This is a genomic window from Cupriavidus sp. 09_S30 (assembly GCF_056930435.1).
Window position 1 is genome coordinate 1,906,283 of the sequence record NZ_JBXOWI010000001.1, and the last position, 20,282, is coordinate 1,926,564.

At 64.7% G+C, this 20,282-nt stretch carries 17 protein-coding genes and 1 pseudogene; 6 read left to right on the plus strand and 12 right to left on the minus strand.

What is annotated here, in order from left to right; translation table 11 throughout:
- Positions 1 to 88 precede the first annotated feature (88 nt).
- From AC1Z3O_RS09150 to AC1Z3O_RS09160, 3 genes are read right to left on the minus strand one after another with little or no spacing between them, the layout of a single operon-like run.
- On the minus strand, positions 89 to 1,081 hold the full coding sequence (locus AC1Z3O_RS09150) for an NAD(P)H-dependent flavin oxidoreductase (RefSeq protein WP_483515335.1): 993 nt from the start codon (positions 1,079 to 1,081) through the stop codon (positions 89 to 91).
- Positions 1,082 to 1,112: 31 nt separating this feature from the next.
- Positions 1,113 to 2,663 (minus strand): AMP-binding protein, encoded by a 1,551-nt coding sequence (locus tag AC1Z3O_RS09155; protein ID WP_483515337.1) that lies wholly within the window; start codon positions 2,661 to 2,663, stop codon positions 1,113 to 1,115.
- 37 nt (positions 2,664 to 2,700) lie between these two features.
- Entirely contained in the window at positions 2,701 to 3,693 is a 993-nt protein-coding gene (locus AC1Z3O_RS09160) for a Bug family tripartite tricarboxylate transporter substrate binding protein (protein WP_483515338.1), read from the minus strand.
- 164 nt (positions 3,694 to 3,857) lie between these two features.
- Here AC1Z3O_RS09160 and AC1Z3O_RS09165 point away from each other — a divergent pair, with 164 nt between their 5' ends.
- Positions 3,858 to 4,505 carry a TetR/AcrR family transcriptional regulator gene (locus tag AC1Z3O_RS09165; RefSeq protein ID WP_483515340.1) on the plus strand — a complete coding sequence of 216 codons (648 nt, stop codon included), beginning with the start codon at positions 3,858 to 3,860 and terminating at the stop codon, positions 4,503 to 4,505.
- Positions 4,506 to 4,761: 256 nt separating this feature from the next.
- Here the strand turns inward: AC1Z3O_RS09165 and aceA are convergent, their stop codons facing one another.
- From aceA to AC1Z3O_RS09210, 9 genes and pseudogenes are all read right to left on the minus strand, one after another.
- Positions 4,762 to 6,048 carry an isocitrate lyase gene (aceA, locus tag AC1Z3O_RS09170; protein WP_483515342.1) on the minus strand — a complete coding sequence of 429 codons (1,287 nt, stop codon included), beginning with the start codon at positions 6,046 to 6,048 and terminating at the stop codon, positions 4,762 to 4,764.
- A 420-nt stretch (positions 6,049 to 6,468) separates the two neighbouring features.
- A pseudogene (locus AC1Z3O_RS09175) lies at positions 6,469 to 6,696 on the minus strand (hotdog family protein); the annotation flags it as partial.
- A 58-nt stretch (positions 6,697 to 6,754) separates the two neighbouring features.
- Positions 6,755 to 8,080, minus strand: a complete 1,326-nt coding sequence (locus AC1Z3O_RS09180; RefSeq protein ID WP_483515344.1) for an MFS transporter — start codon at positions 8,078 to 8,080, stop codon at positions 6,755 to 6,757.
- Between the two features lie 191 nt (positions 8,081 to 8,271).
- Positions 8,272 to 9,249, minus strand: a complete 978-nt coding sequence (locus AC1Z3O_RS09185; RefSeq protein WP_483515346.1) for a Bug family tripartite tricarboxylate transporter substrate binding protein — start codon at positions 9,247 to 9,249, stop codon at positions 8,272 to 8,274.
- A gap of 67 nt (positions 9,250 to 9,316) precedes the next feature.
- Entirely contained in the window at positions 9,317 to 12,886 is a 3,570-nt protein-coding gene (locus tag AC1Z3O_RS09190) for an indolepyruvate ferredoxin oxidoreductase family protein (protein WP_483515348.1), read from the minus strand.
- Positions 12,887 to 12,946: 60 nt separating this feature from the next.
- Positions 12,947 to 14,008 (minus strand): Ldh family oxidoreductase, encoded by a 1,062-nt coding sequence (locus tag AC1Z3O_RS09195; RefSeq protein ID WP_483515350.1) that lies wholly within the window; start codon positions 14,006 to 14,008, stop codon positions 12,947 to 12,949.
- A gap of 1 nt (position 14,009) precedes the next feature.
- A complete protein-coding gene (locus tag AC1Z3O_RS09200; protein ID WP_483515352.1) occupies positions 14,010 to 14,708 on the minus strand; it encodes a GntR family transcriptional regulator in 699 nt (232 codons plus the stop codon).
- 14 nt (positions 14,709 to 14,722) lie between these two features.
- A complete protein-coding gene (locus AC1Z3O_RS09205; RefSeq protein WP_483515353.1) occupies positions 14,723 to 15,877 on the minus strand; it encodes a UxaA family hydrolase in 1,155 nt (384 codons plus the stop codon).
- 5 nt (positions 15,878 to 15,882) lie between these two features.
- On the minus strand, positions 15,883 to 16,173 hold the full coding sequence (locus AC1Z3O_RS09210; protein WP_483515355.1) for a UxaA family hydrolase: 291 nt from the start codon (positions 16,171 to 16,173) through the stop codon (positions 15,883 to 15,885).
- Positions 16,174 to 16,376: 203 nt separating this feature from the next.
- Between AC1Z3O_RS09210 and AC1Z3O_RS09215 the strand changes: the two genes are divergently transcribed.
- The 5 genes from AC1Z3O_RS09215 (at position 16,377) to AC1Z3O_RS09235 (ending at position 20,247) form a co-directional block, all read left to right on the plus strand.
- Positions 16,377 to 16,838, plus strand: a complete 462-nt coding sequence (locus AC1Z3O_RS09215; RefSeq protein ID WP_483515357.1) for a hypothetical protein — start codon at positions 16,377 to 16,379, stop codon at positions 16,836 to 16,838.
- Complete coding sequence (locus AC1Z3O_RS09220; protein WP_483515359.1) at positions 16,828 to 17,193, plus strand: hypothetical protein; 366 nt, start codon at positions 16,828 to 16,830, stop codon at positions 17,191 to 17,193. The genes AC1Z3O_RS09215 and AC1Z3O_RS09220 overlap by 11 nt, the downstream gene beginning before the upstream one ends.
- A 37-nt stretch (positions 17,194 to 17,230) precedes the next feature.
- Positions 17,231 to 18,202, plus strand: a complete 972-nt coding sequence (locus tag AC1Z3O_RS09225; protein WP_483515361.1) for a zinc-binding dehydrogenase — start codon at positions 17,231 to 17,233, stop codon at positions 18,200 to 18,202.
- Positions 18,203 to 18,230: 28 nt separating this feature from the next.
- Positions 18,231 to 19,025 carry a TauD/TfdA dioxygenase family protein gene (locus AC1Z3O_RS09230; RefSeq protein WP_483515363.1) on the plus strand — a complete coding sequence of 265 codons (795 nt, stop codon included), beginning with the start codon at positions 18,231 to 18,233 and terminating at the stop codon, positions 19,023 to 19,025.
- Between the two features lie 103 nt (positions 19,026 to 19,128).
- Positions 19,129 to 20,247, plus strand: coding sequence for a Re/Si-specific NAD(P)(+) transhydrogenase subunit alpha (locus AC1Z3O_RS09235; RefSeq protein WP_483515364.1), 1,119 nt, complete (start codon positions 19,129 to 19,131; stop codon positions 20,245 to 20,247).
- Positions 20,248 to 20,282: the final 35 nt, after the last annotated feature.

Here is a 20,282-nt window from a genome sequence, read left to right on the forward strand (position 1 = left end):
AACGTGTAATTCAATATTTATGTCTTCCGACACCTGTTGTCGAGTGACAGCATTAGTGCGACTGGTAGATTTTTCGCGACTCCTGCTCCTAGGCTACTGGCGTGGCGCCGCATAGGGCCCGCGAGGTTGCCTCGCATGCTGCCTGGTATTCATCGCATGTGCGTGCGACGAGCCCGCGCACCGTCTCTATCCGGTCTACCCCTGAAACGGAATGACCTGCGCTCCAGATATCGCGCCAGCGCTTGATCCCCTCCGTGCCTTGGCTGCCGTAAAGCGCGTCGGCTCGCTCTTTCGTCATATCAGAAGGCAAATTTTTCGGATCCAATCCGCTGGCGATGATGGATGGCTTCAGGGTATTGGTCTCGAGGCCGGTGAACGCTCGAGAAAGCAGCACATCGTCGAGCTCGCTTGATACCAACATCTCCTTGTATCCCTCCACTGCCATACTTTCCCGCGTGGCGATGAACTTGGTACCCATATAGGCCAAGTCGCAGCCAAGTACTTGAGCGGAGAGCAAACCGACGCCGTCCGAGATTCCGCCAGCCAGTACGACGGGCCCATCGAAGAAGCTGCGCACGGCGCGCAAAAAGGCGAAGCCATTGGCCCAGCCGGTCTGCCCACCCGCGCCGGCGGTCAGCAGGATGAGTCCGTCCGCGCCGGCCGCCACGGCCTTGCGGGCATGGCGTACCGACGCGACGTCGGCGAATACCAGGCAGCCGATTTCATGGAGGGGCCCGATGACAGGGTCGGGCGCGCCGACGCTAGTGATCACCATCTCAACCCGGTGCCGCAGCAGGCAATCCAGTTCATCGTGTAGCGACTCCCGTCGCATGATCAAGTTTGGGCAGAACGGAGCGTCACTGGGCTGCAGCGCCTCATTGAAATGTTCTAGCCATGCGTCGAGTTCCGCCGTCGAACGGCAATTGGCGGTCGGAAAGGCGCCAATTACCCCGGCGCGGCACGCTGCCGTGACGAGATCCGGTCCCGAAACGCGAAACATCGGGGCAGCGATCAATGGCAGTGCAAGCCGACGGGTAATGGCATCCGGCAGGCGGGAGGGAAAGGAGGGCAAGTTGCGCATGGAATATCTTGATTGAGTCATGAGACAGGTGTCATCCGACATTGCGGGACTGGCCTTGCCAGTGCTTGGCACGAATCGCCTTCTTGTCCAGTTTGCCGAGCGCAGTGAGCGGCAAGTTCTCCACGAACTCGATATGCTTCGGCGCGTTGATACTGCCTTTGAGCGCTTTTACATGGCGGATCAGCTCTTCCTCTGTTGCGGTCCTTCCGGCACGCAACACGATGTAGGCGGTGACTGCCTCCCCCCATTTCGGATCGGGCACGCCAATGACGGCGCCCATGCGGACGGCGGGATGAGTCTCTAGCGCATCCTCAACTTCGCGCGGATAAACGTTGAATCCCCCGCTGACGATCATGTCCTTTTTGCGATCGACGATATACAACAGGCCCGTCTCGTCGGCCCGCGCAATATCCCCGGTGCGTAGCCAGCCACCAGCGAAGGCCTGCGCAGTAAGTTCAGGCTGGCGCCAATAGCCGCTCATGGCTGCTGGGCTGCGCACGCAAATCTCGCCTGGCTCGCAAGGCGGAACCTCGCGATTGTCGTCGTCGAGCAAACGTACCTCGGTACCCGTCACGGGAAAGCCGCATGCCTCGAGTCGCTCTGGCTTGCCCAGGTCGTGATCGCCTTTGCGGAGGGCCGCGATAGGAGAGCATTCGGATTGCCCATAGAGCTGGCAAAACACTGGCCCGAGCCGCTCCAGGCCCTCTTGCAGGCGCGGTTGGGAAATGGGGGCACCGGCATATAGCAGGAGTTCCAGTGACGACAAGTCGAACGCGTCGAAACTCGGATGATCCAACAGACCATAGATCATCGTCGGTACCATCATCATCGTATTGATGCGTTCGCGGACAATAGTCGCTAGAACCTCATCAACATCGAAGCTGGCCAGCAGATGCACAGTACCGCCCCGCAATAAGGTCGGCACCACATTGGTTCCCGTTACGTGGCTGATTGGTGCCACAGCCAGGTAACGCGGGGCGGTGGGCATGTCGAAGCAACCCTGCAGTTGCAGGGCGACATGTGTTCCCGCTGCACCGGTCTTGGCTACGCCTTTTTGCCGCCCCGTGGTGCCTCCGGTGTAGGAAAGCGTTGCGATATCCGCTGCAACGGAAAGGTCGATGGGCTCGGGCGACGTGCCGTCCAACGACGACAGCAATTCGGCGCTGCCATCTGCTTTGGCCATCGTCAGCACAAGCACATCGGGAACGCGCGAGGCGAATTCGCTGCAGCGTTGACCGTAATGGTCAGCATCGACAATCACGGCTGCAACTTCGGCATCCTCCAACTGGTAACAGTGCGCCTCCAGCGAGCCCTTCGGGTGCAGCCAGGATGCGGTGGCCCCCAGCCCTTGCACAGCGATGCCCGCACACCACATATCGGCCCGATTGGACGACAGCAATCCCACGCGCATGCCCGATCCGATGCCGTGCCGATGCAACGACGCCTGCACCCGACCAATGTGCCAAAGTGCCTGGCGGTAAGTCATCTCGCCTCCAGCCCATTTAAACGCAATGCGATCGGGGTAACGCCGCAAGGCGGCGAGAGTCAGCGTGAAGAAAGAACAAGTTTGCTGGATCGTCATAGTGCAGGTTTTATAGTATGTGGCACCATCGTCTGGCTTACTCAGCCTGAATCGACGCCTGGGTAATGATCTTTCTCCATTTGGCCTCGTCTCGGCGCAGCTTGGCCTCAAACGCATCGGGACCACTTGCCACGACCGTTACGCCGAGGTCTTCGAGCTTTCGCATGACGTCCGGGTCGCGAATGGCTTTGGCGGCGTCCTGGCCTATCTTCTGCACGAGGCGCGCATCAGTCTTGCGTGGTGCAAGGATGCCGAACCAGCCTTCGAGATCCAGTCCTTGGATGCCAAGTTCGCTGAATGTTGGCGTCGATTTGAAATAGGGTGAGCGTTCGCTGCTGGTGATCGCGAGCAGCTTGAGGCGTCCGTTTCCGGCAGCCGTGCGCGCGCTGGCGAAGTCGAAGAATCCCACTGGAACGTGCCCCGCCTGCAGGTCTGCCAGCAAAGGCCCGCCGCCCTTGTAAGGGACATGGAGCATGTTGATGCCGGTCGTCTGTTTGAAGAGCTCAGCCAGAATATGCGATGAAGTCCCGGTGCCATAGGAACCATAGCTGAGCCCGCCGGGACGTTGTTTCGCCAGCGCAACGAGTTCCTTGGCGTTGTTGGCCGGAAGCGAACTGGTTGCCATCAGGACGAAGCTCGAACGTGCCACCTCGCAAACCGGTGCAAGGTCAACAAAAACATCGTAAGGCGGGCGGGTCTTTTGCACCGCCGATTGAATCAGGGCGGTCCACGTGAACAAAAGCGTGTATCCGTCAGGCTGAGAACGCACCACCGCCGTTGTTCCAATCACACTGCTAGCACCGGGTTTGTTCTCCACGACGACCGGCTGTCCCCATAGCTTGCTGAGCTTGTCGGCGACGAGCCGGGCAATGTAATCGGCACCCGCGCCAGGAGCACTTGGCACGATCAAATGAACGGGCTTTCGGGGAAAGGTGCCGACAGTGTCTTCAGCCGCCGATGCTCGCATGTAGGGCAGCATAAGACACATGACGGAACTCGCGATACCAAGTACTCGATGCAATCTCTTCACGGCTGTCTCCTTTTCGTTCGGCGTGCAATTCACTACGTCGCAACCGATGTGCGAAGAATATTATTTGTTTGTACGGGAACAAATAAGTGTATTCCCGAGGATTGGCTTGCGATGTGCCCAGTACGTCGCTGGTATCATTTCGCCCAGTTCAGGAGTTTTTTGGGATGGCCATCGAAGACACCGCCTCGACCGAAATGCCGCAGCCTCGTGCCAGGCGCACACAGAAGGAACGCCGCGAGGAAGCGGCGCGCCGCATCATGGACAGCGCCATGGCGCTCCTGTGCGAAAAGGGCGTGGCCGGCCTAACCTTGACCGACGCGGGGGAGCGCGCTGGTTACAGTCGAGGACTTGCCGCACACCGCTTTGGTGACAAGGAAGGGCTGTTGGTCGCCATAGTCGAGCAGATCGGCATGGATATGCGGTATGCAAGAAATGCCATCGCGCAAGAGCAGCCGGGATTGGACACCGTAGTGAACATCGTCGGCTTCTATCTCGGGCGAGATCCCTCCTACGACACCACCTTGCGCGCCTTCCATGTGCTGCTGTCGGAACGTCTTGCATCGCCCGGTCCCGTCACGGAAGCATTGGAGCGTCTCAACGCGGAGTCGGTCCGTATTGTGGAGGACCATCTCCGCCGGGGTATCGCGGACGGCACCATTCGTCCTGACATTGACCCTTGCGCTGAAGCCGCAGCCATCATTGGGGCCATGCGTGGAGTTTCTGCTCAGTTTCTCTTTCCGACGGGAAATACAACGATCGATGGCATTAGGCGAACTCTGACAGACATGATCGGGCGAGGATTGCGTACGTGACAGCGTGGGATGGTGGAATGCCTCCGCTTAGGCGGGCAGGCCCTTGTGGCGCGCCTTCGGGTCGATGACCGGGCCGGTGCGGCAGATCACCAGGATGAAGTCGGGCTGGTCGGCAGGTGCACCAGTACTTGCTGGCGGTGATGACCCGGTCGCTGCCGTCGCGCACGGCGCGGCACGAGATATTGGCGACCGACCGAAGATGCGCCGAGCATAGGGGTGGGGCGACGCCCATCGCGCGCCCCGACCCGCACCAAGCTTAATCGTCTTCGAAGAACTGCTCGTCTTCGGTCGAGCCCTTCAGTGCCGTTGTCGACGACATCCCACCTTCGATGGTCTGGGTGACGGCGTCGAAATAGCCTGTGCCGACTTCACGTTGGTGCTTCACAGCGGTGAAGCCTTTCTCGGCGGCCTTGAACTCGGCCTCCTGCAGTTCCACGAACGCGCGCATCTGGTTACGGGCATAGCCGTAGGCCAGGTTGAACATCGAGTAGTTCAGCGAGTGGAAGCCGGCCAGCGTGATGAACTGGAACTTGTAGCCCATGGCGCCCAGTTCCTTTTGGAACTTGGCGATGGTGTCGTCGTCGAGGTTCTTCTTCCAGTTGAATGAGGGCGAGCAGTTGTAGGCCAGCATCTTGCCCGGGAACTTGGCGTGCACGGCTTCGGCAAACTTCTTGGCGAACTCGAGGTCCGGCTTGCCGGTTTCGCACCACACCAGGTCAGCCACTTCCGCGTAGGCCAGGGCGCGCGAGATCGACTGCTCCAGGCCAATGCGCACGCGGTAGAAGCCTTCCACGGTACGCTCGCCGGTGCAGAACGGCTTATCGTTGTCGTCCACGTCGGAGGTCAGCAGGTCGGCGGCCTCAGCGTCGGTACGGGCGATCACCAGGGTCGGCACGCCCGAGACGTCGGCGGCCAGGCGGGCTGCGGTCAGCTTGGCGACGGCTTCGCGGGTCGGCACCAGCACCTTGCCGCCCATGTGGCCGCACTTCTTCACCGAAGCGAGCTGGTCTTCGAAGTGCACGCCAGCGGCGCCCGCTTCGATCATGGACTTCATCAGTTCGAAGGCGTTCAGCACGCCGCCGAAGCCGGCTTCGGCGTCGGCCACGATGGGTGCGAAGAAGTCGGTGTCGCCCTTGCCTTCGCTCCACTGGATCTGGTCGGCGCGCTGGAAGGTGTTGTTGATGCGCTTGACCACCATCGGCACCGAGTTGGCCGGATACAGCGACTGGTCGGGATACATTTCACCGGCCAGGTTGGCGTCGCCGGCAACTTGCCAGCCGGACAGGTAGATGGCCTTCAGGCCGGCCTTGACCTGCTGCATGGCCTGGTTGCCGGTCAGCGCGCCGAGCGAGTTGACGAAAGGCTCGGTGTTCAGCAGGTTCCACAGCTTCTCGGAGCCACGGCGGGCCAGCGTATGCTCGACCTGGACCGAACCGCGCAGGCGCACCACGTCTTCCGCGGTGTAGTTGCGCTTGATGCCCTTCCAGCGGGGATTGGTGTCCCAATCCTTTTGCAGAGCCTGGATCTGTTGATCGCGGTTCATTTCACTCTCCTTGGGGATGGCAATGGGGTCTGCAATGCCTAGGCGAGGCGACGGCACAGGGCAAATCGGCGCAGGCAAAGGCCTGGCGTCATCTCATCGAAGCGGGCATTTCCGCCTGGAAGCATTCAGTTAGCCGCGCGATTCCAAGTTCCGAATCTCCGACCCTCATCGCGGAAAGAGGACGGACGCCGTGGCGACCACAATTGGCCCAAGACGTCTTCCTACATTATGAAACAGCCATGGAGGGCCGCAGGAATAGTTGGCGCGATCGGTTTCCAGGCCAGGCCAGCGCACTTGGCGCAGCGACATCACCTTGCATAGCCGTGCCTTGCTCGCTGCCAGCCGAGCTCTCACCCGTGCATATTAAGAAACAAGAAAGCTCTGCTTGCTTAAACCTGTGCCTGTTTGGTGGTGAATGAGCTACTTCTGGTGGTCCCTTGCTGAAGTCGGCATGACCGTGGCGTCGCCCTCGATGACGACTTTGCCGTTGACCGTGCACACTGTGTTCAGCAAGACGCGGCGCTTTTCGGGGAACATCTCCCTGACTGTCACGGTCGCGCGCACCGTGTCGCCGGGCTTGACCGGCGCCTTGAAGCGCACGTTCTGCCCCAGGTAGACCGTTCCCGGACCCGGCAAGCGCCCGGCGAGGTCTCCTGTGCGGGGCAGCTTTCTGTTGGAGGCGCCGCCGGTATTCGGGGTATTGCAATCACGACAGGCGTCGGCCAAGGGTCTCAGGCACCATGGCGAGCCCGAGCAGCGAAACTAGTCCACAGCCCATCAGGTAGAACGCCGGTGCATTGGGGCTGCCCGTCAGGTGGATCAGCACGGTAGAGAACAGCTGGGCGAAGCCGCCGAATACCGCGATGGCCACGTAGTAAGTCACGGCCATGCCGGTGGCGCGCAGGCGCTGCGGCAGCACCTCGCTCACCAGCACCAGCGTAGCGGGAGACGTCATCCCCATCGGAATGGCGAGGCAGGCGACCACCACCAGCAGGCAGGGCAGGGAGGGGAAGGCGTTGAGCAGCGCAAACGCCGGGTAGGCCATCAGCAGCAGCGCGATACGCGTCCACCACACCATCTTGCGGCGGCCAATCCGGTCGCTCATCCAGCCGGCGATGGGGCCGAACACCACCATCATCGCAGCGGCCACGAAGCCGGCCCAGACCGCGTCACCGCGCGGGATTCCCAACTGGAACGAAGCATAGTTGGGCAGGTAGTAGGCAATCAGGTGCACGGCCGCGGCCAGGCCGGTCATCAGCAGCACGCTGGCGGCCAGCTCGCGCCGGTGCTGACGCATCAGCTGCCATCCTGCTGACGCCGCCTTCTTGCCACGCGGGGCCGGGGTCAGGGTTTCCTCCAGGCGGCGACGGATGATCTGCCCGATGGGGATCACCAGGATGCCGATCAGGAAGGCAATGCGCCAGCCCCAGGACTCGAGCGCGGAAGGGGAAAGCGAATGGCTGAGCGCAAGCGCCACCAGTGCCGCGAATACCGCGGCGACGCCCTGGCTGGCCGTCTGCCAGCTGGTGTAGAAGCCGCGCGACCGCTCATCGGCGTATTCCAGCAGCATGGCGCTGGCAGAGCCCATCTCGCCGCCGATCGCAAAGCCCTGGACCAGGCGCGCCACGATCATCAGCACGGGCGCGACGATGCCAAGCTGCGCATACGGCGGCGTGACCACCAGGATCAGCGCACTGAGGGCCATCAGCCACATCGAGAGCAGCACAGCCGGCTTGCGGCCGCGGCGGTCAGCATACGCGCCGATCACCAGCCCGCCGAGCGGGCGCATCAGATAACCCGCGCCGAAGGTGCCGAAGGATAGCAACAGCTGGCCGAGCGGATTCCCCACGGGGAAGTACAGCGGAATGATCAGGGTGGCAAAGAAGTTGTACACCCCTGAGTCATACAACTCCAGGGCGCCGCCGATGGTGATGGCCGTGATGGCGGACGCCTTGGACATAGGCTTGGCCTGGCGATCGGCCGGCGCTGGCGCCTGTGGCGGTGCGACCATGGTGGTGGGTTCGATGGGCATTGCTGTCTCCTGGCGCGGCGATGTTGTAGGTGGAGTGCACGGCCGCCGCGCGTATTGGTCCAAGTCTGACTGGGGCTGCGGGCGCCGTCCGTGTCATGCGGGTCGGCACCGGAAGCTGTGCGCCTTTACAGATGGTCTCGTCTTGCTTGTATCGCCTCCGGAATCGGGGTGGGCATGGCTTTTCTGTTCTGCTATTCGGGCTTGAGCCCTGCCTGCCTCACCACGTCAGGCCACTTGCGCTGTTCAACCTCGATCAGGGCGGCAAACTCCTGGGGTGTGCTTCCAGTTGGTTCAAAGCCCCGGCTCGCCAGGGACTGGCGAACACCCGGCGCCTTCATGACCTTCACGATTTCTTCGTTCAGCCTGGCTACGACGTTCGCAGGCGTGCCTCTGGGCGCCACCAGCCCATACCAGTCGGTTTCTTCAATGCCCGGGACGCCGGCTTCGTCCAGCGTCGGGACATCCGGCAGCAGGGCCAGCCGATGCTTGCTTACTACCGCCAATGCCTTGACATGGCCCGACTTGATGAGAGGCTCAACCACCGGAAGGCCCGGGAACATCATCTGGACGTGGCCTCCGATCACATCTGCCAGCGCCGGCGGTGCGCCCTTGTAGGGTGTGTGCACGATGTTGACGCCGGCCTGCCTTTTGAAGGCTTCGCCGATCAGATGGAGTGGCGTGCCGGGACCCGAGGACGCATAGCTCATCTGTCCGGGCCTTGCCTTGGCCTTCGCGACCAGATCCTGGACCGAACTGGCCACGGATGGATTCGCCACCAGGACATAGCTGACATTGACCAGCATGCTGACCGGCACGAAATCCTTCTGCAGGTCGAACGGCAGGCTGCTGTAAAGGCTGCGATTGACGATCATCGGCGGGGTGGCCACCAGCAGCGTGTACCCATCCGGGGTCGCCTTTGCGGCAGCCGCCGCGCCGATATTGCCGGATGCGCCGGGGCGGTTCTCCACCACCACAGGCTGCCCCAGCCTGGCAGACAACTGCTCGGCAACGACACGCGTGGCAATGTCCACGCTGCCGCCTCCTGGCCAGGGGACGATGATGCGGATGGGGTGGTTCGGGTATGCGCCCTGGGCGAGTGCGCCAGCAGCGCACATTGCGAGCGTAATGGCGCCCACGGCCTGCCCAACGCGGTGCAGTACGGATTTCATCTTGTGTCTCCTTGCGTTCCCCGGTGGATGCCCCGGGGTCTTCGCTACGCCGTCTGCTTCCTGTACTTCAAGCCGCCACGTTTGGCTTCCGGGCGTCGCACTGCACTTCCTGCCTGCGCCATTGCGACATCAGCCGTTCCCACCTGGTGCGCGTGGCGGCCAGGTTGCGCGCCCTGACGTGGCCGAAGCCGCGGATTTCCTGCGGAAGCCTGGCGATCTCCAGGGCCTGGTCCAGGTTCTGCTTTGAGACAGAGCGCAGCAGTTCCTCGACGCAGCGGCGGTATTCGCCGATGAGCGCGCGCTCTTCCTTGCGCTCGGCGGTGTAGCCGAACGGGTCGAACGCCGTGCCGCGCAGGCCCTTGAACCTGGCCAGCACGCCGAAGGCAGTGCGCATCCACGGGCCATACGTTCCCTTGACGAGTTCGCCCTTCTCGTTCTTCTTCGCGAACAGCGGCGGCGCAAGGTGATGCACCAGGCGAACATTGCCTTCGAACATCTCTTCAATCTGCTTGCGGAAGGCGGCGCCGGTATGCAGGCGCGCGACCTCGTACTCATCCTTGTATGCCATCAGCTTGAACAAGGAGCGGGCCACCGCTTCCGTGAGCCGGCTGCCGCCGATGGCTTTCTCAGCCGTCTTGACCTTGCCGACAAACGCCTCGTACTGCGCGGCGTAGGCGCGGTTCTGGTAGCCGGTCAGGAACTCCGCGTGCTTGCGCATGAGATCCTCCACCGACGGCTTGCGGGCGAACTGGATCACCTGGGCGTCGGCAGAGCGCACCGGCACCTGGCTCAGGTCGTGCGCGCACAGGCGCCCCCATTCGAACGCAGCCTTGTTGCTTTCCACCTGCACGCCGTTGAGTTCAATAGCGCGCATCAGTGCCTCGTGCGACAGCGGCACCGTGCCCTTCTGCCAGGCGTAGCCAAGCATCAGCAGGTTGGCGAAGATCGACTGGCCGAGCAACTGCGTCGCCACCTTCTCGGCATCGAAGGTGCCGAGCTGGTCAGTCCCGATGGCCTGCGTGATCCGGCCCACGGCCTGCTCGGCCTCGGGCTGCCAGTCCGGGTTGTTCACGAAGGCGGCGGTCGGCGTGAGGTGGCTGTTCAGCACCACGTAGGTCCGCTCTGGCGACATCGTCGCCAGCGTCGTCTTGCTGGCGGCCACCACCGTATCGCAGGCGATCACCAGGTCCGCCATGGCAATATCGACGCGGCTGGCGTGCAGTGCCTCGGGGCTCGCCGCGATCTGGATGTGGCTCCAGGTGGCGCCGCCCATCTGCGCCATGCCGGTCGCATCCTGGGTGATCACGCCCTTGCCTTCCAGGTGCGCGGCCATGCCGAGCACGCCGCCGATGGTGACGATGCCCGTGCCGCCGATGCCGGCCACCACGATGCGCCGCGGCGTGCCGGCATCAGGCAGCGTCGGCGCAGGAATGGCCCCGGGAGCGGGAAGCTGGCCCTTGCCGGAGGCGGCAGGCTTCTTCAGTTGGCCGCCCTCGACGGTGACAAAGCTCGGGCAGAAGCCCTTGGTGCAGGAGAAGTCCTTGTTGCAGGTGTTCTGGTTGACCGTGCGCTTGCGCCCGAACTCGGTCTCCACCGGCTGCACCGCCAGGCAGTTGCTCTCTACAGAACAGTCGCCGCAGCCTTCGCAGACCAGCTCGTTGATGACCACGCGCTTGTCCGGATCGGCCATGGTGCCGCGCTTGCGCTCGCGGCGCTTCTTGGTGGCGCAGGTCTGGTCGTAGATGATGACGGTGACGCCGGCCACTTCGCGCAGCTCGCGCTGCACGGTATCGAGTTCGTCGCGATGGCGCACCGTGACCCCCTGGGCCAGGTTGTTGACCGCCGCGTACTTGCCCGGCTCGTCGGTCACCACCACGATCTGCCTGGCGCCTTCGGCGGCAAGCTCACGCGTCATGGCGGGCACGTCGAGCTGCCCGTCCACCGGCTGGCCGCCGGTCATGGCCACGGCGCTGTTGAACAGGATCTTGTAGGTGAGGTTGACGCCGGCGTGGATCGACTGGCGCACGGCCAGCAGGCCGGAGTGGTTGTAGGTGCCGTCGCCGAGGTTGGCGAACATGTGGGAGCGCTTGCTGAACGACGACTGTCCCATCCAGTGCACGCCTTCGCCACCCATCTGCGACCACGACGTGGTCGAACGGTCCATCCACGTCACCATGCCGTGGCAGCCGATGCCGGCCATGGCAATCGAGCCTTCCGGCACCTTGGTGCTGGTGTTGTGCGGGCAGCCGGGGCAGAACCACGGCAGGCGGTCGGTGCCGCGCGCATCGCCCTGGGCGGTCGCACGCTCCTTCGCCTCGATCTCCTTCAAGCGCACATCCATGCGCGCGGCCACCTCCGGCGGCACGCCCAGCACCTTGAGCCGGCGCGCGATTGCCTTGGCCACCAGGGCCGGCGACAGGTCCGCCTTGGCGCGCAGCAGCCAGTCTGCGGCGGGCTTGGCGTGGCTCCATTCGCCGCCGGCGCCCTCGCTGTGGTCGTACTTGCCGAACACAGCCGGCCGTGCCTCGGGGCGACAGTGGTACAGCTCGTCCTTGAGTTGCTGCTCGATGATGGGGCGCTTTTCCTCGACCACCAGCACTTCGCGCAGACCCTGCGCGAACTCGCGCACGCTGGCCGGCTCCAGCGGCCACACCACGCTGACCTTGTGCACGCGGATGCCCAGGCTGCGGCACATGGCGTCGTCCAGGCCCAGGTCGAGCAGCGCCTGGCGCGTGTCGGCGTACGCCTTGCCGCTGGCAATGATGCCCAGGCGGTCGTTCGGGCCTTCCACCACGTTCCGGTTGAGCCGGTTGGCGCGCACATACGCCAGCGCCGCCGGCCACTTGTACTCCATCATGCGTGCCTCGGCCCCCAACGGGTCATCGGGCCAGCGGATATGCAGGCCGCCTTCCGGCATGGCGAAGTCCTCGGGCAGCACGATGCGCACGCGGTCGGCGTCGGTCACCACCGAAGCGCCTGATTCGACCACTTCCTGCACCGTCTTCATGCCGGCCCACAGCCCGCTGAAGCGGCTCATGGCGAAGGCATGCACGCCCAGGTCCAGGATGTCCTGGACACTGGAGGGAATGAATACCGGCAGCCCGCACGCCATGAAGGTATGGTCGCTCTGGTGCGCCAGCGTGCTGCTCTTGGAAACATGGTCGTCGCCGGCCAGCGCGATCACGCCGCCCAGCGGCGCGGTGCCGGCCAGGTTGGCGTGCTTGAGCGCGTCACCGCTGCGGTCCACGCCCGGGCCCTTGCCATACCAGATGCCGAACACGCCGTCGTACTTCTTGCTGGCGGCATCGAACTCCAGTTGCTGCGACCCCCACACCGCCGTCACGCCCAGTTCCTCGTTGACGCCGGGCTTGAAGACCACATGGTTGTCGGCCAGGTACTTCTTGGCCTGCCACATCGCCTGGTCATAGCTGCCCAGCGGCGAGCCGCGGTAGCCGGAGATGAACGCAGCGGTGTTGTGGCCGGCCATGGCATCGCGCTTGCGTTGGAGCAAAGGCAGGCGGACCAGCGCCTGAACGCCGCTCATGAAGGCACGGCCGGACTCCAGCGCGTACTTGTCATCGATCGAGACGGCTTCCATCGCCTTCCGGGCGTCGTCGGGGAGAAGAGGGGCGTTCATAGGACGGAGTTAGCCTTTAGGTCTGTAGGCGGGGCGGTCGGTACCAGCCGGGCACCCGGGTTATCTGTTCGCCCCAGCGCTTTGCGCCGGGGTCGGGAATGGGATGTCCAACTGCCGGCCGAGTGCGCTCAGTTCCTGCGCGATGGCGTCCGGCAGGGCGATGCCGTGCTCGCGGCCTTCCTGCTCGAGGGCATCGCCGCGGTGGCCGGGCAGCCGTGCCGCTTCGCCGCCCGCGGCAAGATAGGTGTCGGTCCACTGCGCCATGTAGCCGGCAAAGAGGTCCTGGCCGGCGAAGGCCTGTGGTTTGACCAGCCAGACAAAGCCGCCCTGCCTGCCGACCGCGCCGCCGCTCTTGACATCATTGCGCTGCGGCTCAAGGGCGTCAGCCGTCGCCGCCAGCGCACCGGCCAGGCACTCGACCATCATGGCGATGCCAATGCCCTTGTGCCCGCCGGTGGGCAGCAGCGCGCCACCGAGCGCGCGTTGCGCGTCCGTGGTCGGCACGCCGTCGGCGTCCAGCGCCCAGCCGGCCGGGATCGGCTTGCCCTCGCGCGCGGCCAGCAGGATGTGGCCGCGCGCGGCGACGCTGCAAGCGACGTCGAAGACGATCGGGGCGCCACCCGGCAAGGGGCAGCCGAAGGCGATCGGGTTGTGCCCGATCGCCGGGCCCGAGAATCCTTCCATGGCCAGCACCGGCGGCGTGCGCTGCCCGACCATGCAGAAGGCGCCCGCTTCCGCGGCCAGCAGGGCATGGATGCCGAGCGCGCCGAGATGGCCGCACGACTGCACGGCGATCAGCACGGAGGCGCTCGATTCCAGCGCTTCCAGCCCGAGCCGCACAGCATGCGGGCCGGCGACCTGGCCCATGGCGCCATCGGCATCGAGCACGATGCCACCGGGAAAGCTGCGGTGCGTCATGGCCGCGTGCGGGTTGAAGTCACCCGCGCGCAGGCGCTCGACGTAAGACGGCACGCGCGTCATGCCATGCGTTTTGTAGCCGCGCAGCTCGCTGCGCATCAGCACCGCGGCAGCTTCCGCCGCGCAGTCCTGCGCAACGCCACAGGATTCGAAGACCTGTGCGGTCCAACGCTCGAGCGCCTGGGGACTCCAGCGGATACCCATGCTATTTCTCCCGCACGATCATCAGCCGTTCCGAGAACGGGGCGGCGTAGACCGACTGGTAGTAGAGCGGCTGGTCACGCAAGGTGTAGCCGCGCAATTCCATGATGAACGCCGGTGCTTCGGGCTCCAGGCCCAGCTCGCGCGCGGCTGCCGCGGGCGCAGGGCCGAAGCGGATCCACTGGTCCACGCGCAGCGTAGGCAGCGACAGCCGCTGGCCGATCAGTTCACGCAGGTTCTTTTCCAGGGCCTCGCGATCCAGGCCACCCAGCTGGGCGAAGTCCTCTTCGCGCAGCCAGAACTCGCTGTACAGGTCAAAGCGGCCGCCGACCGTGATCACACGTTCGATGCGCACGTAGCCGTCGCCGGCAAGAAACTCCGACCACGGCCCCTTGCGCTTGATGCGCTTGACCGAACGCGCGTGCACATAGGACGGCAGTTCGTTACCCGCTTCATCGCGGAAGCGCAGGTAGCGCACGTCAGCGGGCGCCACGCGGGTGCCCGAGACAAAGGTGCCACGTCCCTGTTCGCGCGTGATCAGTCCGGAGTGCGTCAGGTGGGTGAGCGCCTTCTGGATGGTGCCCACGCTCACGCCGTGCAGGGTGGCCAGCTCGCCCTCGGAGGGCAGGCGGTCGCCTTCGCGCAGTGCGCCGGATTCGATGGAACGGATGATCGCGTCGGAGACGCTGCGAAGTTTTGTCATGGTTGCTCAGGAGCTCAGAGGCTCAGTGCGAAGCGACTGATCGCAGTCTCCCGGATATCGAGCACCTCGCTGGTCAGCCGCGTGCCGGACGCCACGTCCATGGCGTAGGCAAACAGCCGCTCGCCGACATCGGAGATCTTCTCTCCGTGCTCCAGGATTCCGCTCACGTCGAAATCGATGTTGTCGGCCATGGTCTGCAGCGTATTGACGTTGCCGCATACCTTGACCGTCGGTGCCACCATGCTGCCGATCGGATTGCCCACTCCGGTACCGAAGAAGGTGAGCTGGCACCCGCCGGCAGCAAGCGCGGTCAGATTTTCCACTGCCGCGGCCGGTGCGTCCATGAAATGCAGGCCCTTCTGCTGCGGCGCTTCGCCATAGCGCAGCACGCCCACCAGCGGGCTCTTGCCGGCCTTGGCCATGGCGCCCAGCGCCTTTTCTTCCACCGTGGTCAGGCCGCCGCGCTTGTTGTCGGGCGAGGGCTGGTCCTCACGCATGTCGACGCCGCGCGCGATGGCCAGGTTCTCCATATTGCGCACGGCGGTGACGAAGGCCTCGCGCACGCGGGCGTCCGTGGCGCGCTCGGCAAAGAGGTGGTCTGCGCCGATGAATTCGGAGGTCTCGGAAATGATGACGGTGCCGCCCTCGGCCACCACCAGGTCGGCCATGCGGCCGATGGCCGGGTTGCAGCTCAGGCCCGAGGTGGTATCCGAGCCGCCGCATTCCACGCCAATCACCAGCGAGGAGACCGGGCAGGGCACGCGGCGCGCACGCGATGCGGCCAGCGACAGGCGCGCGGCCTTGCGCGTGCCGTCGGCGATGCACTGCACCGTGCCGTGCGGCTGGAGATGGACGCGCTCCACGGGCTTGCCGGTGGCCTGGATGCGGCGCGCCACTTCTTCCGTGGACGACGGCTCCAGGCCGACCAGCAGCACGGCGCCGATATTGGGGTTGCGCCCCAGGCCGGCCAGCGACTCGAAGGCGAAATCGAGATCCGCGCCGAACTGTCCGCGCACGAACAGCGTGGTCACCGGAATGCAGCCGTTCACGGTGCGGGCGATGGTGCGCGTCACCGGGTTGCAGTTATCCATGACGGAGATCACCGCGACCCAGTTGCGCACGCCGACGGTGCCGTTCTCACGCGGGTAGCCAAGGAAGGTGGTTGCCATCTGTCTTACCTCTTTTGCAGGTCGCCGCGAGCGCGCGCCGACTCGATGTTGTGGACATGCATGTGTTCACCAGCGCTGACCGGCTGGCTGGCGCGGCCGATGATCTGGCCGTACTTCAGGATGTCGGCGCCCTGGGAGGTGTGTGCGATGCAGACCTTGTGCCCGAACGGCACGTCTTGCAGCAGCACCAGCTGCCCCGACGCCTCTCCTTGCAGCTCGCAGGCTTCGCCGGCACGGCCGGCGTCCAGCAGGGTGGCCACGTTGTCGGCCGGGTTGAGTACGATGGCTCTGAGCATTTGATCAACTCCTGTATAGGTGTTGAATGCAATGTAGGGAATCGACGGGCTACTAGTCAAGATGAATTGAGGTAACCCTAGAGAAAACCACTACTCCTTCCATGAAAGTCCTATATAGAAGTTTGTTGACATCGCCGTACGCCATGTCTATCGTCATCACAACGGCGCTGCGAGTTGCGGCGGATGAGAGAGGAGAAACTGGCATGAAGGCGGTGTCCCATCTGGAGAAGATCGCGAAGCTGCAGGCCCTGCGGGCGCGGCTCGATCCTCTCGAGGACTTTGAGCTGTGGTTCTGGGCCGGCATGACTGCCGGCACGCACGCGGTCAATGCAGCGCTGCACCAGGCCGGCGTCACTGCGGATGATGATGTGTTCCCGACGCAACCCGGTGTCTATCTCGTGCCGCAGCAGGACGGCGGGCTGCAGCCGGCCTTCCGGTCGCTTGGGGACGTGCTGCACGTGGGCCGCCCCAAGGTGGAGGCGCCGGTTCCCGCCGATATCGCGGACATGATGGAAGAGATGGAGCGCATCGAGCACTACCGGGACCCCTGCCTGCGCGAGGGCCTGGCGCCGACTGCCGAGATTGCGCAGACCTGCGACGACGCGCTGCGCCGTTGCCTGGACCAGCTTGAGCGCCGCACCAAGGAAGCATCACATGGAAATTGACCAGCACATCGCCATTGCGCGGCGCATCGAGGCTTCGCTGCAGAAGTGCACGGCATCCGACTACGAGATGAAGATCGAGGCCGCCATGCTGGCCGGCACGCACTGGCTGAACGTATTGCTGCACCGGCTGGCAACCACCCCTTCGCGGCAGGACGTGTTCCATACCTACCTTTTGACCGTGAACGAATTCCGGCGGCTGGCCGTGGCCGCTGAAAAGCCGCTGCAGGCGCTGGCGGCCATCGAGGATGCGCGCCCGCCGTTCGTGCGGGGCAACCATCCGGGTGGCGAACACGCCGCCGAACGCGCGCTCGCGCTGCTCTCGCAGATCCGGGCGGCGGCACTGGCCAGCGCTTGAACGACAGACAGACATCGCAACAGACCAGGAGGCAACAGTGAAAGCAGTGCGAGTGATTCCGGGCCCGGAAGGCGGCACGGTAGAAGTGCAGGATATTCCGGCGCCCGTGGCGGGACCCGGGCAGGTGCTGGTAAGGGTCCACGCAACGGGCCTGAACCGCGGAGAAATCAATCAGGCGAAGGAGCTGCGCACGGGGAACACCATCACCGCGGGTGTCGAGTTCGCGGGCGAGGTCGCAGCGGTCGGCGAAGGCGTGAGCGGCTGGCGCAAGGGTGACCGGGTCATGGGGCATGGCAAAGGCTGCCAGGCCGAGTATGTGGTCTCTGACCCCATGGCGCTGATCGCGGTGCCTGACGGGCTGTCGTGGATCGACGCCGCGGCCTTCCCCAATGTGTTCATCACGGCCCACGACGCGCTGGTGACCAACGGCCAGCTCAAGGCCGGGGAATCGGTGCTGATCAACGGCGCGTCGGGCGGTGTGGCCATGGCAGCCATCCAGATTGCCTCGCTGATGGGGGCCAAGCCGGTCATCGCCACCTCGCGCTCGGCGGCCAAGCTGGACAAGATCAGCCAGTACGGCGTCGACGTCGGAATCGACGCGTCGAAGGACGACCAGGTCGCGGCGGTGATGGCCGCCACCGACAACCGTGGCGTCGACATCATCATCGATACCGTCGGCGGCCCCGTGTTCGAGGCGAATATGAAGAGCCTCGCGGTCAAGGGACGCCTGGTGAATATCGCGCGCCTCGGTTCGGCCACCGCGCAGATCGACCTGACGCAGCTGTGGCTCAAGCGCCTGCATCTGATCGGCGTGACCTTCCGCACCCGCACCGAGCAGGAGCGCCTGGAGTGCATCCAGGCGTGCGCGCGCGACATGCTGCCCTTCCTGCGGGCCGGCCGCGTGCGCCTGCCGATCGACCGCACCTTTGCCATGACGGACATCCACACCGCGCATGCCTATATGAAGCAGGATCAGCACGTCGGCAAGATCGTGCTGACCGTCGACTGAAAACCAGGGCAATCACGAGGAGACAAAGATGACGATTCAAATCAGGCCGCTGACCGGTTCGGTCGGCGCATCCGTGACCGGCGTCGACCTGAACGCGCCGATCAATGCTGCCACCTTCGAGGTCCTGCACCAGGCCTTCCTCGAGCACGGCGTGCTCGTCTTCCGCGGCCAGTTCCTGCAGCCGGCTGCCCAGGTTGCCTTCGCCCGCCTGTGGGGCACGCCGGTGCAGGGCAACCCCCTGCTCAAAGGGCTGGCGGAGTTCCCGGAATTGTTCCAGGTCACCAAGATTCCGAAGGAGACCGCCTCGACCGAGGCCTGGCACTCCGACTCCATCTATACCGCGGTGCCGCCCAAGATCTCGATCCTGTCGGCCGTCACGATCCCGGTCGGCGGCGACACCATGTGGTGCAACCAGTACCTGTCGTACGAGCGCCTGTCGCCGGCCATGCAGCGCATGATCGAGGGCCTGCGTGCTCGCTTCAGCGGCGGCCGCCTGGCCAGGATGACCGGCTCCGACAAGGTGCCTTCAGCAGTGCACCCGATCGTACGCACGCACCCTGAGACCGGCCGCAAGGCGCTGTACGTCGGCCATCCGGACACCGCGCAATGCATCGAGGGCATGACCGAAGCCGAAAGCCGGCCGCTGCTCGACTTCCTGTACGAGCACTCGACCACGCCCGACAACGTATACCGCCACATGTGGCAGGAAGGCGATGTCCTGATGTGGGACAACCGCTGCACCATGCACTACGCCGTGCATGACTATGGCACCGCCGAGCGCGTGCTGAACCGCGTGACGCTGGAAGGCGAAGTGCCCTGCTAAGCGGCAACACCATGGCACTGGCACCGCATCCCCGCCCAGGCGGAGCATGGGGCGCCCGGTGCGCCGGCAGCGCAAGGCGCGAGGGTTCAAAGGAGACTGAACAATGCAGATAGGGATCCCGACTGAGACTCGGGCGGGGGAGGCGCGTGTCGCCGCTACGCCGGAGACCGTCAAGAAGTATGTGGCGCAGGGCCACCAGGTGCTCGTGCAGGCCGGTGCCGGCGTGCGCGCCAGCCAGCCCGATGCCGCCTATGAGGCAGCGGGCGCACGGATCGGCACCGCCGCCGAAGCGCTGGGCGCCGCGCTGGTGCTGAAGGTGCGCGCACCGGATGCTGCCGAACTCGCGCTGATGAAACCGGGCGCGGTCCTGGTCGGCATGCTCAATCCTTTTGACGCCGAGAACAACGCGCGCATGACGGCGGCCGGCATCATCGCCTTCGCGCTCGAAGCCGCGCCGCGCACCACGCGGGCGCAGAGCATGGACGTGCTTTCCTCGCAGGCCAATATCGCAGGCTACAAGGCCGTGCTGGAGGCCGCGCACCACTACCAGCGCTTCATGCCGATGCTGATGACGGCGGCTGGCACCGTGAAGGCGGCACGCATACTGATCCTCGGCGCCGGCGTGGCGGGCCTGCAGGCCATCGCCACCGCCAAGCGGTTGGGCGCGGTGATCGAAGCCTCTGACGTGCGCCCCGCGGTCAAGGAACAGATCGAATCGCTGGGCGCCAAGTTCCTGGATGTGCCGTTCCTGACCGACGAGGAGCGCGAGATTGCCCAGGGCGTGGGCGGCTATGCGCGGCCGATGCCGCCGGACTGGATGAAGCGGCAGGCCGAACTCGTGCACCAGCGCGCCATTCAGGCCGACATCGTCATCACCACCGCGTTGATTCCGGGCCGCAAGGCGCCGGTGCTGCTGTCCGAAGCCACCGTGCAGCAGATGAAGCCGGGCTCGGTGGTGGTGGACCTGGCGGCCGCGCAGGGCGGCAACTGCCCGCTGACGGTGGCCGACGAGGTGGTCGAGCGCCATGGCGTGACCCTGGTCGGCCACACCAACCTGGCCAGCATGGTGGCGGCGGACGCCTCGGCGCTCTACGCGCGCAATGTGCTGGATTTCCTCAAGCTGGTCATCGACAAGGAAGGCAAGCTCGTGATCGACCAGGAAGACGACATTGTCGTGGCGTGCCTGATGACACGGCGCGAAGAACTGGCCAAGGCCGGTTGACACGGCAATCAGACACGGCAATCAAGGAGACAACC

Coding starts and splice junctions, on each gene's coding strand:
- AC1Z3O_RS09150 (WP_483515335.1), bottom strand. CDS start 1,081: ATGCGCAACTTGCCCTCCTTTCCCTCCCGCCTGCCGGATGCCATTACC.
- AC1Z3O_RS09155 (WP_483515337.1), bottom strand. CDS start 2,663: ATGACGATCCAGCAAACTTGTTCTTTCTTCACGCTGACTCTCGCCGCC.
- AC1Z3O_RS09165 (WP_483515340.1), top strand. CDS start 3,858: ATGGCCATCGAAGACACCGCCTCGACCGAAATGCCGCAGCCTCGTGCC.
- aceA (WP_483515342.1), bottom strand. CDS start 6,048: ATGAACCGCGATCAACAGATCCAGGCTCTGCAAAAGGATTGGGACACC.
- AC1Z3O_RS09180 (WP_483515344.1), bottom strand. CDS start 8,080: ATGCCCATCGAACCCACCACCATGGTCGCACCGCCACAGGCGCCAGCG.
- AC1Z3O_RS09185 (WP_483515346.1), bottom strand. CDS start 9,249: ATGAAATCCGTACTGCACCGCGTTGGGCAGGCCGTGGGCGCCATTACG.
- AC1Z3O_RS09190 (WP_483515348.1), bottom strand. CDS start 12,886: ATGAACGCCCCTCTTCTCCCCGACGACGCCCGGAAGGCGATGGAAGCC.
- AC1Z3O_RS09195 (WP_483515350.1), bottom strand. CDS start 14,008: ATGGGTATCCGCTGGAGTCCCCAGGCGCTCGAGCGTTGGACCGCACAG.
- AC1Z3O_RS09200 (WP_483515352.1), bottom strand. CDS start 14,708: ATGACAAAACTTCGCAGCGTCTCCGACGCGATCATCCGTTCCATCGAA.
- AC1Z3O_RS09205 (WP_483515353.1), bottom strand. CDS start 15,877: ATGGCAACCACCTTCCTTGGCTACCCGCGTGAGAACGGCACCGTCGGC.
- AC1Z3O_RS09210 (WP_483515355.1), bottom strand. CDS start 16,173: ATGCTCAGAGCCATCGTACTCAACCCGGCCGACAACGTGGCCACCCTG.
- AC1Z3O_RS09215 (WP_483515357.1), top strand. CDS start 16,377: ATGAAGGCGGTGTCCCATCTGGAGAAGATCGCGAAGCTGCAGGCCCTG.
- AC1Z3O_RS09220 (WP_483515359.1), top strand. CDS start 16,828: ATGGAAATTGACCAGCACATCGCCATTGCGCGGCGCATCGAGGCTTCG.
- AC1Z3O_RS09230 (WP_483515363.1), top strand. CDS start 18,231: ATGACGATTCAAATCAGGCCGCTGACCGGTTCGGTCGGCGCATCCGTG.
- AC1Z3O_RS09235 (WP_483515364.1), top strand. CDS start 19,129: ATGCAGATAGGGATCCCGACTGAGACTCGGGCGGGGGAGGCGCGTGTC.